This window comes from Methylobacterium sp. NPDC080182, assembly GCF_050281105.1.
Taxonomy (GTDB): Bacteria; Pseudomonadota; Alphaproteobacteria; order Rhizobiales; family Beijerinckiaceae; genus Methylobacterium.
Map to the genome: position 1 here is coordinate 154,791 of NZ_JBNNWO010000003.1, position 11,747 is coordinate 166,537.

The 11,747-nt window shown below is 64.8% G+C and carries 10 protein-coding genes and 1 pseudogene; 8 read left to right on the plus strand and 3 right to left on the minus strand.

The features are described 5' to 3' along the window. Positions 1-531: 531 nt before the first annotated feature. From ACQKQD_RS06795 to ACQKQD_RS06805, 3 genes are all read left to right on the plus strand, one after another. A complete protein-coding gene (locus ACQKQD_RS06795; RefSeq protein ID WP_427507894.1) occupies positions 532-1,083 on the plus strand; it encodes a tyrosine-type recombinase/integrase in 552 nt (183 codons plus the stop codon). 43 nt (positions 1,084-1,126) lie between these two features. Beyond that, positions 1,127-2,152, plus strand: coding sequence for an AraC family transcriptional regulator (locus ACQKQD_RS06800; protein ID WP_427507895.1), 1,026 nt, complete (start codon positions 1,127-1,129; stop codon positions 2,150-2,152). 322 nt (positions 2,153-2,474) lie between these two features. Further along, positions 2,475-3,077: a hypothetical protein gene (locus tag ACQKQD_RS06805; protein WP_427507896.1), complete on the plus strand. Its 603-nt coding sequence runs from the start codon at positions 2,475-2,477 to the stop codon at positions 3,075-3,077. A gap of 1,201 nt (positions 3,078-4,278) precedes the next feature. Here the strand turns inward: ACQKQD_RS06805 and dxr are convergent. After that, the gene (gene dxr, locus ACQKQD_RS06810) at positions 4,279-5,433 is read right to left on the minus strand and encodes a 1-deoxy-D-xylulose-5-phosphate reductoisomerase (protein ID WP_427507897.1); all 1,155 of its coding nucleotides are present in this window, start codon (positions 5,431-5,433) and stop codon (positions 4,279-4,281) included. Positions 5,434-5,661: 228 nt separating this feature from the next. On the opposite strand from dxr, the gene ACQKQD_RS06815 reads away from it, so the two are divergent. After that, a complete protein-coding gene (locus ACQKQD_RS06815) occupies positions 5,662-5,946 on the plus strand; it encodes a hypothetical protein (protein WP_427507898.1) in 285 nt (94 codons plus the stop codon). Between the two features lie 298 nt (positions 5,947-6,244). Here the strand turns inward: ACQKQD_RS06815 and ACQKQD_RS06820 are convergent, their stop codons facing one another. Then, positions 6,245-7,273, minus strand: a complete 1,029-nt coding sequence (locus ACQKQD_RS06820) for an IS110 family transposase (RefSeq protein ID WP_427507899.1) — start codon at positions 7,271-7,273, stop codon at positions 6,245-6,247. A 297-nt stretch (positions 7,274-7,570) separates the two neighbouring features. After that, the gene (locus ACQKQD_RS06825; protein WP_427507900.1) at positions 7,571-8,080 is read right to left on the minus strand and encodes a DUF6428 family protein; all 510 of its coding nucleotides are present in this window, start codon (positions 8,078-8,080) and stop codon (positions 7,571-7,573) included. A gap of 42 nt (positions 8,081-8,122) precedes the next feature. On the opposite strand from ACQKQD_RS06825, the gene ACQKQD_RS06830 reads away from it, so the two are divergent. From ACQKQD_RS06830 to ACQKQD_RS06845, 4 genes and pseudogenes are all read left to right on the plus strand, one after another. After that, positions 8,123-8,482 (plus strand): ArsR/SmtB family transcription factor, encoded by a 360-nt coding sequence (locus tag ACQKQD_RS06830; RefSeq protein ID WP_427508091.1) that lies wholly within the window; start codon positions 8,123-8,125, stop codon positions 8,480-8,482. Beyond that, complete coding sequence (gene arsC, locus ACQKQD_RS06835; RefSeq protein WP_427507901.1) at positions 8,475-8,912, plus strand: arsenate reductase (glutaredoxin); 438 nt, start codon at positions 8,475-8,477, stop codon at positions 8,910-8,912. Before ACQKQD_RS06830 ends, arsC begins: the two co-directional genes overlap by 8 nt. A 9-nt stretch (positions 8,913-8,921) precedes the next feature. Then, complete coding sequence (gene arsB, locus ACQKQD_RS06840; protein WP_427507902.1) at positions 8,922-9,986, plus strand: ACR3 family arsenite efflux transporter; 1,065 nt, start codon at positions 8,922-8,924, stop codon at positions 9,984-9,986. Positions 9,987-10,352: 366 nt separating this feature from the next. Then, positions 10,353-11,553 (plus strand): annotated as a pseudogene (locus ACQKQD_RS06845) (IS91 family transposase). The last annotated feature ends 194 nt before the right edge of the window (positions 11,554-11,747 follow it).

Consider the following 11,747-nt stretch of genomic DNA (forward strand, 5'->3'; position numbering starts at 1 on the left):
TGAGATGAGGCGGCTCCGGCGGAGGCGTTGGTTATCTCGTCGCGGAAAATAGCGTCCGTCCGGCAACGACTTGGCTCTGCGTTGGATATCACGGGCGGCTCCGCGACCGTCCCCGCCGCAACCGCTCGATCCAAGTCGATGACAGTATCGAATCGCGTGCTATGGCGCACATTTAGCTTTACGCGGCCTCATATCGGCGATACACAAGCATCATGCCGTCGAACAGAATTGCCAATTCTGTCATGTGTTGATTTTTCTCACATTTTTGGCTTGCGTGGGTCGCTGGGGTCGCGGTATAAACGTGGCTGTTACCTCCTGCCGCAGAGCGTGAGACGCGCTCCCGCAGGCGGCGTCGAACACAATTGGCAATTCTGGTCACAGATGCACCGGCCCCGCCGCGTGCGAGGACGCGCCGCCATGACCCCCAATCCACCTACCCACGGATCGACCGGGCGAGCCGCCGGCTACCCGGCCCAGCGTCCATCCGGACGCCCGGCCCGGCCATCCTCGCGTGCCGCAGGCTCCCCCGGCATGTCGCTCCACACTGCTCAGGGCCGGCGCAAGTACCTCACCCCCGACGAGCGCGCCCGCTTCATCGCCGTGGCCAGCCGCCAGCCCCCGGAGATCCTCACCCTCTGCCTCGTGCTGGCCTGGACCGGCTGTCGCGTCTCCGAGGCGCTGGCGCTCACCCACGCCGACCTCGACCGTGCCGGCGGCATCGTCAGCCTCCACAGCCTCAAAAAGCGCCGCACCGGCATCGTGCGCGACGTACCGGTGCCAGACGGCGTCATGGCGATCATCGACCTCGTCCACGACCTCGAGCCGTCCGAGCGCAGGCTGTGGCCGATCGTGCGCAGCACCGCCTGGCAGCAGGTCAAGGCGGTGATGCGCGAGGCCGGCGTCGGTGCCTCGGCCGCCTCGCCCAAGGGGCTGCGCCACGGCTTCGGCGTGCACGCCCTGCGCTCGGGCGTGCCGCTGACCCTGCTCCAGCGCTGGCTCGGCCATGCCAGCCTGTCCACCACCGCCATCTACGCCGATGTGCTCGGCGCCGAGGAACGCGAGATCGCCGCCCGCATGTGGTAGCACCGCCGCGAGGCGGCGCGACGCCGCAGTTCGGTGCTGCGGGATGAGGGTCCTGGAGCACCGCTTCACACACATCTCGCAGGAAGCCCGACGCGGCCGGGCCTGGCTCGCCGGGCTACAGCCCCTCTACGATGGTCTGCTCCCCGCCGATGCCATCGTGCCGGAGGACGCGCTACTGAGCTACTACCACCTCGGCGCGATTGTGCTCGCGGTCGAGCGCGGGCCGGCCCGGATCGTGGTGCGCACGCCGCAGCGAGTCGCGGCCCAGATGCTGGATCATGTCGTGCTGCGGGCCCATTCCGGCGGACCGATCCAGGTCGAGGCGGCAGACTGGGCGGATCGAGCCGGTAGCGGCGACCTCGTGCTGTTCAACCTTGCCGAACCGGTGGGGCTCGCGATGCCCACTGGAACCAGCGTCACCGTCGTCGTACCGCGGCGTCGCCTCGTCGGTGCCGTTGCGGATGGCAGGGCGCCGCGGGGTCGGATCCTGGACGGCGGGCGCGAGCCGCTGGTGCGGCTGCTGTCGGGCCATCTCCGCGATCTCGCCGACACGCTCGGAGCAGCCACGCCCGCACAACTCACCGAGCTGGGGCCGGCTACCCTGGCGCTGTGCCGGATCGCGGTCGCCGCGACGGCAAGACAGAACCGGGATCGGGAACCCGATGGTGGGCCCGCCGCGGCGCGGGACGGGCCCGATCCCTTGGCGCTGGCGGTGCGCCGCTACATCGAGGCGAATGTGGCCACGGTCGACCTGCCGGCGCTGAGAGGCCAGTTCGGCTTGTCGCGAAACACGCTCTATCAGCTATTTACCGATGCCGGCGGCGTCCACGCGTACATCCGCCAGCGCCGCCTCTCCCGCGCCCTGCGTGAACTCACCGAGCCGGGGCTCGGGCGTCGACCGAAGCTCGCCCGCCTTGCCCACGAGTGCGGCTTCTCCGGTCCACAAGTGTTCAGCCGGGCCTTCCGGCGGCAGTTCGGCATCTCACCGATGCAGGTCGAGCGGCGGCGGGTGCCGATCGCGGCCGGATCGTCCGAGCCGCCCTTGCTCGCCTGGTTGCGCGACCTGTAGGGGCTGCTGAGACAGACCGCCACGATGGTAGGGAACGCGGAGCCGAGACCGACAGGGGCGCCGACCCGATCGATGCGGCCACCCTCCGGCTGTCGGCGGGGCAGCGGCCTACGACCGGGTCGGGTGGCTTTCCGCCCATCTGCTTCTGAGCAGAAAGGCAAGAAAGCGGACGGCATCCCTCCACCCGCTCGCGGCCCTTTGGAGGAGCCCGTATCGTGCGCTTATGGATCGTATGGTATGGCAGCGACCAATAGTCGGTACGAGTGGAACTCGGGGCGGAGGTAGTCACCCTCAAACCGGTTGCAGTGATAGGCCACCCTGAATGACAGCTTCGTTCATCCGTGCGTCTCTCATTGCGACGGCCGTCGCCTACGCGATAAGTTGCCTTCCAGCTTATGCGCAGGCGCGCATTAATCTATCGAGCCACGATCGAGAGGCACAGAAGCTTTTCAGGGTTGTGATCGCCAAGGAGGCAGCACCTGCACGTTGTCGATATGCCACGGATTGGGATCGAACTACGCTCGACGCCGACAGCACGCGAGTTGTTCATGCCGAGGTGGGGCTCACCTCGCCGACCCTAACAGGTGACTTCCGCACAATTGTCGATCCTGACCAACAGGCAGACGCGACTGCATTCTGCACGGATGGCGAATTGAAGAGCTACACGGCCGAGCGCATCGCGGAGTTTGAGCGTAGTTCCGAGCCACGGATGCTGATTGATCGCACGCTCTTCAGCTACCCGGCCTTTAATCAGGCTCGGACCAAAGCTGTCGTGGTCGTGACCCACCTTGCTCTCGATGGCCGGTTTCGCCTGGATGGCAGGATTGGCCGTCATCCTGCTGGGCTAGGCGTTGAAGCTCAGGTGTATATAAAGGTCGGCGGCGGGTGGCGTTTCCTGCGATCTCGCCTCCTCGGAATTGGCTGACTTAAGAGAAAGCGGAAATTCTTAGGAGGGCGCTGTTGAGTTGGTCTGCTCCTGACGACGGAATACCCAAACATACTTAGCGCTGGTTTTTACTTTCACAGCTTCTTTCAAGCTCATTTCAGGGCTTTTAATATTGCCCATAGCGTTAATGCAATGTATATGGCAAACAAGATCCAATACCTAATTGGTGCTGTCTGTCTGAAATATTTTCCGCCCATGCTATGAAAGGAGCGAGATTTCACTCCATTGATCAGAATCACTGCGCCCAGCAAAGCACAAGTGCAATTAAATAATATGTGGCCGCTCACTTTAGGTGCTCCAATAACAACTGTCTTGCTATCATAGCACCTGAAGTGGCTCCTTCCCGCTTCGAAGCGACAATGGCTACCGTCCTGCTCGGGTGTGCTTTCGAGAGGTGCAGATAGTAGTTCAGGCGGCTGTTTTGGGTCGTAAGCGAAACTAGCTCTTGAATTGGTTGTCTGTTCGGTCGCTTCGACGCATTCAATACATTAAAGCGACCAAACTCCGCACGGATGAACCTTTTGAAGGTCGTGTCGCTGCTTCTTACCGAACAATCCAAGATGGAAGACGCTTTGTCTTGTAGCCGATCAAACTACCTATGAGCATGCTCGAAACCAAAGCAATGTAGTTTAATATAATTATTCCAGCCGGCAATATGAATAATATAGGCTCCTGTTGCGCGTAGGCAAAAACAGCAAATCCGACTAAAATTATGACAAGCATTCCGTGCATTCGCAAGCGGAAGTACCGCTGTTGAAATCCGCGCAGATAGCCCAATATAAGCCCAATAATAAAACAAGATATCGGGGCCATCAGTAAAGTGACAACTGACATCATCATGGCCTGCAAGTAAAATAAAGATGCAACAGTCGTCGATTATATAAAATATTTGTTTACGGTTCATTGCGCAATTGCGTTCAATACCGGACTCCGCAACACAATAAGTTGATGATTTTTAATCCAGCCCCAGGCTGGAGCGGTGCGCAGCGTCGAAGCTGTCGCACGGCCGCTTTCGGAGTTCATCAATATCCTTCCAGACGACCGCTTAGGGTCGCAAGCGGGAGGGCCGCTCAGGGTGAATTTCGGCCGGTCCGCTTCCCGTCAAAAGTTGGAAGAAGCGGACACCGACGTTGCCTCTCGTAATTCTGGGCGGGAGGGAGGTTCGGTCGACCGGTCAAGCCTACCGAGCGAACCTTTCGCCGATCATGGTCGCAGTTGCTTTCGCTGCGTGATCGGCTTCCACTAGGTCATCCAATGGGACATCGAACCGTGTCGTGTCCCCTGCCAAGGCCTCGGCGATGACGTCGCTGATGCCGTAGAAGTCGATACGCCCGGCCATGAAGAGGGAGCCAGCAACCTCGTTGGCCGCGTTGAACATCATCGTTGCCCCTGATCCCGCGTCGACGGCTTGCCGGGCAAGTGAGAGGCAAGGAAAGCGGTCTAGGTCGACCGGACGAAACTCAAGCTTGCCGACCTGACCGAGGTCCAGGTCGTCCATGCCGATGGACATACGCTTCGGGTAGGCCAAGGCATACCCAATGGCGTTCTTCATGTCGTTGTAGCTCAGGAGTCCAATCGTGGACCCGTCGACAAAACTCACCGCTGAATGCAGCAGGGTCGATGGGTTGATGAGCGTCGTCACGCGATCCTGAGGCAAACCGTAGAAGTAGCACGCCTCGATGAGTTCCAGGCCCTTATTCGCCATCGTGGCGCTGTCAAGCGAGTTCTTTGGACCCATCTGCCAGTTCGGATGCTTCAGTGCTTCGTTCGGTGTGGCGCGAGCGATTTGCTCTCTCGTCCAATCTCGGAATGGTCCGCCGCTGGCGGTCAGCACAATACGCCTCAACTCGTCTCTGCGTCCGAGCTTCATGCACTGGAAGATTGCGCTGTGCTCGCTGTCGACAGGGATGACCTCGACCGCGTAGCGCTCCGCCAAAGCGAGCAGCTTGGTCCCGCCGCAGACGAGGGCTTCCTTGTTGGCGAGCGCCACTTGGTTTCCCGCTTTCACGGCGGCTATCACTGACGGCAAACCGGCCGATCCCGAGATGGAGGCCAGGACGACATCCGTGGGCACGGAAGCAATCTCAGCCGTGGCTCTTGGACCGCTGATCACTTGGCACTGGCCACCTACGGCATCGTGGAATGCCTTCGCAGCCGTCTCATCGGTGAAGGCAACGGTTTCGGGCGTGAACTCGCGATAGATGGCGACTCCGGCTTCCCATGAGCGCGCGAAAGAGGCGGCCTTCAACGTGAAGTCCTCTCGGTGCTGGCGGAGGAAGGCCAAGGCATTGGTGCCGATTGACCCGGACGCGCCGAGGATTGTGACGGACTTCATCTGGCCTACCTTCGTGACAGTGGCAGATAAAGGAGGGGCGCGCCGTATCGCAAGCGCCCCCCAAGTGCGTTCTGGTCTCAGGAAGAACGTGGCGGTTCGGCAAGGCCTCACGCTCGCGTGAACAACGCGTCTCGCGTAAGGAGCTGGCTGTGTGGCCGTGTCATCGGAACGTCGCATCGGCCGACGGGTTTGTGGTCCAACCGAACGGGTGAGGTGCAGGTAAGCGGTATGGCATCGATCAGAGAGATTGCAGACACGCTGAAGGAGATCGCCGCGCCGGGGATGAGACCGAAGGCGATCCGTTCTGCCATCCGTGAACGGCACCCGGACGCGAGTAAGAAGGAGATCGTTCGCGCGGCGTTTTACGCTGTGACGGAAGCGCCGGCTGCTTCAGCGGGAGCCACCGCGGAGCTTCATGACTTTGCGTTGGCTGAGCGCATTGCTGAGGACAACGCGGACGTGGTGTTGAAGGTGAGCAAACGCAAAAAGAAGAAGCGGTCGCCGGCGCACTGATGCCGGAGGAGTCGCTTCTGGCTCATGCACTTGAACGTCCTGTGTGGATGGCTCCCGCATTGCAAGTGGCGAATTGAGCTTCTGACGCGTGGGTCGGGTGCAGTCTTGTGTCCGGCCTGTCGATGCAGTCGTTCATGTTGACCGCTGGCCCTGATGGTATCCGCGAGCTGGGTCCCACTCTGCTTCGCGGGCTATGACGCCCTGGACAGCCGGCGGGGTGTCCCGGCTCCCGGTCTGACCGGTTCGCCATCAACTCTCATCGTCCTCGCAACCTGGAAAAGGTCTCCTCGCCGTGCTGTCAGGCGGCCGCGGCCGCTGGTGCGCGGTAGGTGCCGCCGCGGGTCATGATTGCCCAGGCGACCCGCGCCGTGCGATTGGCCGCCGCAACGGTCACCACGCGCACCGGCTTGCGCTGCAGTAGCGTCGGCAGCCGCGGGTCGACCGAGGTCGGTGTCGTCTTCGCGCGTCGGATCAGAGAGGTCATGCCGACCACGAGCAGGCGGCGCAGGTAGCGGTCGCCCATGCGCGAGATCCTGCCCAGGCGCTCCTTGCCGCCGCTGCAGTTCTGAAGCGGCGTCAGCCCTAACGAGGCCGCGAACTGCCGACCGGAGCGGAAGCGCTCGGGCTCGCTCACCGAGGCGGCCAACGCGGTTGCCGACACGATGCCGATACCCGGGATCGTCGCCAGGCGCTGCGACAGGTCGCTGTCCCGATGCCAGGCGAGCAACTCCTTCTCCAGTCGGGTGAGCTGGATCTGCAAGGCACCGATCTGATCGGCCAACCCGGTCACCACGCGCTGGGCTAACGGCGGCACCTCGGCCGCGTCTCCGGCCGAGAGCCGGGACGCCAGTTCGAGCGCGTGCCGCAGGCCCCGCGCCATCTCGATCCCGAACTCGGCGAGCAGGCCGCGGATCATGTTCACCAGCTGCGTGCGTTGCTTGACCAGCAGGTCGCGCGTCCGGTGCAGCGCCAGCGCCGCCTGCTGCTCGGTCGCCTTCACCGGCACGAAGCGCATGCTGGGACGCGTCACCGCCTCGCAGATGGCGGCGGCGTCGTTCGCATCGGTCTTGCCACGCTTGACGTACGGCTTCACGTAAGCCGGCGGCATCAGCCGCACGTCGTGGCCGAGCTTTATGAGTTCCCGGGCCCAGTGGTGCGCCGTGCCGCACGCCTCCATGCCGACCAGGCATCGCGGCAGCCTGGCGAAGAACGGCACGACCTGCGCCCGCCTCAAGGCCTTGCGCACGACGACGTGCCCAGCTGCATCGACGGCGTGAACCTGAAAGATGCTCTTGGCCAGATCGATGCCGACGGTGGTGATCTCCATGGGGATGGCTCCTGCATCTGCGTGGCTGCTGCTTCGACAGCGACCACATCTTGGCACCGAGATGCCGTCAGTCGGAGCGGGAGCCATCCACCCCATCTGCTTCCGGGAAATGCTTCGATGCGCGCGTGCGACAGAGTTGGGTCGCATTCGGAATGGCTGCTCGGGGTGGATTTCCGCCAGTCTGGTTTCGAGCGGCAACAGAAAAGAGCGGACGTCATCGCCGCGCCCGCTCCCAACCCATTTCGGAAGTTCAAGCTGTGCTCCGGCAATGCCCAGAACTGAAGGAGTAGCGGCCGTTTAGTTGCAGCATGCCTTCTCCGTTCGCTTTGCCTCAAGCCAGCGATCGCGCGGCTTGCAACTCGCAGCGCGCGGCGAGAGCGCGACCTGGAGGACGTCGTCGATCAGCTCGGGGGTATCGGCGCAGTGGAGCTGCATCGGCACCACGCCGTCGCTGACCTCGAAGGTAAGCCGCGCGGCGGGATCGAGGCCGACGTGCTCCGACACCTTGCGGATGATCGCCGCGAACTTGCCCGCCGTCATGTGGGTACGGTCGCCGTCGATCACGTCCCAGAGCTGGATGAAGATCTCCGACCACGACTCGGGGTTGCCGCCGCAGTCGAGGGCGGCGAACTGGCCCGCTTTCACCTCGGTGACGTGGTAGCCGGGGCGCACGGCGTGACCGTCGTAGACGAACACGAGGGGGATCGACGGATGCTCGTCGCAGGTGGCGAGCAGGACGCCGATCTGAATGTCGTCGGCGGTCCTACGAGGCGGCACCGCCACATCGATCTTGGCAGCGTCCAGCATGGGTGCTACTCCTCATTCAAACAATCGTAGGATTATCGCATGATGGACGAGCGTCAAGCGTTGAATGCCTTCGCTGCCCTCGCCCAGGAGACCCGGCTGCAGATCGTGCGGCTGCTTGTCCAGGCCGGACCAGAAGGTGTGGCCTCTGGGGCTCTGGCCGGCGAGGTGGGCGTGTCCGCCTCCACCGTGTCCTTCCACCTGAAGGAGCTGGACCACGCCGGTCTGATCCAGGCACGGCGCGAGGGCCGGTCGATCATCTACAGCGCGGCCTACCCGGCGCTCTCGGGCCTCATCGCCTTCCTAATGAAGGACTGCTGCCAGGGGCGCCCGGAGGTCTGCACGCCGGCCGTCGCCTCGCTGTCGAGCTGCTGCACCCCCCTGACGGAGGCCGGTCATGCCTGAGACGTTCGACGTGGTAATCTACCACGACTCCGACTGCGGCACGTCCCGCAACACCTTGACGATGATCCGCAACACCGGTATCGAGCCGCCCGTCATCGAGTACCTGAAGACCCCGCCAAACCGGGCGCTGGTCAAGCAGCTAATGAGCCGCGCCGGCCTCACGGTGCGCGAGGCGCTGCGAGAGAAGGGTACGCCCTACGCCGAACTGGGCCTGGGCGATCCGGCACTGACCGACGAGCAGCTGCTCGATGCGATCGAGGCGCATCCGATCCTGATGAACCGGCCGCTGGTGGTGAGCCCCAGGGGCGTGCGCCTGTGCCGGCCGTCGGAAGCCGTGCTGGATCTGCTGCCGGCGCAGCAGGGCGAGTTCGTGAAGGAGGATGGGGAGCGCGTGGTCGACGAGCACGGCCGCCGCGTCGCCACCGCCTGAGGAGCGCCGATGTCGACGTTTGAACGCTACCTCACCGTCTGGGTGGCCCTCTGCATCTTGGCCGGCGTGGCTCTCGGGCACGTCATGCCGGGCACCTTCCAGGCGATCGGCTCGGCCGAGATCGCCCAGGTGAACCTGCCGGTGGCGGTGCTGATCTGGCTCATGGTCATTCCCATGCTGCTCAAGATCGACTTCGCGGCGCTGGGTCAGGTCGGCCGGCATTGGCGCGGGATCGGCGTGACGCTCCTGGTGAACTGGGCGGTGAAGCCGTTCTCGATGGCGGTGCTGGGCTGGTTGTTCGTGGGCTGGCTCTTCAGGCCCTACCTGCCAGCGGACCAGATCGACAGCTACATCGCCGGCCTGATCATCCTGGCGGCGGCGCCGTGCACCGCGATGGTGTTCGTGTGGTCGAACCTGACGAAGGGCGAGCCGCATTTCACGCTCAGCCAAGTGGCGCTCAACGACACGATCATGGTGGTGGCCTTCGCCCCCATCGTCGGCCTGCTGCTCGGCCTGTCCGCGATCACCGTCCCCTGGAGCACGCTGGTGCTCTCGGTGGTGCTCTACATCGTCCTCCCGGTGATCGTAGCGCAGCTGGTGCGGCGATCGCTCCTGGCGTCGGGCGGGCAAGCGGCGCTCGATCGTCTCCTGAAAGCGCTCGGGCCGGTGTCGCTGGTGGCGCTCCTGGCCACGCTCGTCCTGCTGTTCGGCTTCCAGGGCGAGCAGATCATCGCGCAGCCGCTGGTGATCGCCCTGCTGGCGGTGCCGATCCTCATCCAGGTCTACTTCAACGCCGGGCTCGCCTACCTGTTGAACCGCATCGCCGGCGAGCAGCACTGCGTGGCCGGTCCCTCGGCGCTGATCGGCGCGTCGAACTTCTTCGAGCTGGCGGTGGCGGCGGCGATCAGCCTGTTCGGGTTCCACTCGGGCGCGGCACTGGCGACGGTGGTCGGCGTTCTGATCGAGGTGCCAGTGATGCTGACCGTGGTCTGGATCGTGAACCGGAGCCAGGGTTGGTACGAGCGCGGCGCCAATCGGAACGCGGCGCTGAAGACCGCTCCTCGTAAGATCTGATGCGGGTGGTCGGAGCCGCCTGACGATCATCAGCGCCCTGGGCGTGATCGAGATCATCACCTGGAGCTCGTCCTTCTACCTGCCAGCCGTCATCGCCGGGCCGGTGGCTCAGGTCCCCGGACCGATTTACCTGGAGGGCAGACGACGGCCGCTTTGGAGAGGCAGAGAAGGTGGTCCGGGCGGCGGCGTTGGGTCGGAAGCCGTAGGACCGCTGTGGGTGGTTGAACGAACCCGCTCGCGCGGGAGGGGAGCCGTGTTGAGGTCGGCGGATTGACCCGAACGCCCTGCGCCGATTGAACGTCGCCCAGCTCAGGCGGATGATCCCGGCTCCCTTCCTTCGAGCGGAGCCATCCGATGACCGCCACGATGGCCGCCGCGATCGAGTTGGCCGACGTCTTCCGCGCCGCCGGTCCGGCCTATCGCGCCGAGCAGGCCGGGCATCTGAGCCTGGATACGCTGAAGGTGATGGCGGCGATCGAGCGCTGCCGCACCGCCAGCCTCGGCGACCATGTCGAGGGCTGCGACGCGTGCGGCCACCTGCGCGTCGCCTACAACTCCTGTCGCAACCGGCATTGCCCCCGGTGCCAGGGCGCGGCCGCCCGCGACTGGCTCGCCGCGCGCGAGGCCGACCTCCTGCCGGTCGGCTACTTCCACGTCGTCTTCACCCTGCCGGCCGAGATCGCCGCCATCGCCTTCCACAACAAGGCCGCCGTCTACGACCTGCTGTTCCGGGCGGCGAGCACCACCATGATGCGGATCGCCGCCGACCCAAGGCACCTGGGCGCCCGCATCGGGCTGACCGCCGTGCTCCACACCTGGGGTTCGGCCATGACCCACCATCCCCATGTCCACATGATCGTCCCCGGCGGCGGCCTCTCCCCGGACGGGACCCGCTGGATCGCCGCGCGCCCTGGCTTCCTCCTGCCGGTGCGGGTGCTGAGCCTGCTGTTCCGCCGCCTGTTCCTCAAAGGGCTCGCCGCGCTCCACGCGGCCGGGGCGCTCGCCTTCTTCGGCCCCCTGGCCCCACTCTCGGATCCCAGGGCCTTCGCCCGCGCGCTCGCCCCGGTGCGCCGGAAGCGCTGGGTGGTCTACGCCAAGCCGCCCTTTGCCGGACCGAAGGCCGTGCTCGCCTATCTGGCGCGCTACACCCACCGCGTCGCCATCTCCAGCCGCCGCATCCTCGCCTTCGACGGGGCGAGCGTCAGCTTCCGCGTCAAGGACTATCGGCGCGACGAAGCCGGACGGGCGCAGGTCATGACCCAGGCGGCCGCGGAGTTCATCCGGCGCTTCCTGCTCCATGTCCTGCCGCGCGGCTTCCACCGCATCCGGCACTACGGCTTCCTCACAGGCTCGAACCGGAAGGTCGGTCTGGCCCAGATCCGCACCATCCTCGGCGCCGCCTCGACCCACCGCCGACGCACCGGATCCGCAGGAGAGTCCTGCCAAGGCCCGGCCCCCTTGCCCCTGCTGCGGCGCTCCCATGACGATCGTCGGGTCCTTCGCGGGCTGGTATCAGCCCCGTGGGCCGCCGTTCCGCTCCACCTCGCACCGGGCAGGTTCGCCATGACCCGGCATGTCCTGACGCCGCCAACCACCCGAGGACCCGCGCCCCGGGGCATGCCTCACCCTGTGCCGAACGTCAGGATGAGCCGGGCACCCGCGCTCGTCGAACCCCGGTGCGCATCGCCAGGCCCTGGGAGCCCTCCAGTCCGGGGACTTCCAAGCACGCCACCGGCGAGGTTTGCCCGCCGTCGCTCCGCC

What these genes read in the sequence shown, in the direction of transcription:
- ACQKQD_RS06795 (WP_427507894.1), top strand. Translation starts at nt 532, where the DNA reads ATGTCGCTCCACACTGCTCAGGGCCGGCGCAAGTACCTCACCCCCGAC.
- ACQKQD_RS06800 (WP_427507895.1), top strand. Translation starts at nt 1,127, where the DNA reads ATGAGGGTCCTGGAGCACCGCTTCACACACATCTCGCAGGAAGCCCGA.
- ACQKQD_RS06805 (WP_427507896.1), top strand. Translation starts at nt 2,475, where the DNA reads ATGACAGCTTCGTTCATCCGTGCGTCTCTCATTGCGACGGCCGTCGCC.
- dxr (WP_427507897.1), bottom strand. Translation starts at nt 5,433, where the DNA reads ATGAAGTCCGTCACAATCCTCGGCGCGTCCGGGTCAATCGGCACCAAT.
- ACQKQD_RS06815 (WP_427507898.1), top strand. Translation starts at nt 5,662, where the DNA reads ATGGCATCGATCAGAGAGATTGCAGACACGCTGAAGGAGATCGCCGCG.
- ACQKQD_RS06820 (WP_427507899.1), bottom strand. Translation starts at nt 7,273, where the DNA reads ATGGAGATCACCACCGTCGGCATCGATCTGGCCAAGAGCATCTTTCAG.
- ACQKQD_RS06825 (WP_427507900.1), bottom strand. Translation starts at nt 8,080, where the DNA reads ATGCTGGACGCTGCCAAGATCGATGTGGCGGTGCCGCCTCGTAGGACC.
- ACQKQD_RS06830 (WP_427508091.1), top strand. Translation starts at nt 8,123, where the DNA reads ATGGACGAGCGTCAAGCGTTGAATGCCTTCGCTGCCCTCGCCCAGGAG.
- arsC (WP_427507901.1), top strand. Translation starts at nt 8,475, where the DNA reads ATGCCTGAGACGTTCGACGTGGTAATCTACCACGACTCCGACTGCGGC.
- arsB (WP_427507902.1), top strand. Translation starts at nt 8,922, where the DNA reads ATGTCGACGTTTGAACGCTACCTCACCGTCTGGGTGGCCCTCTGCATC.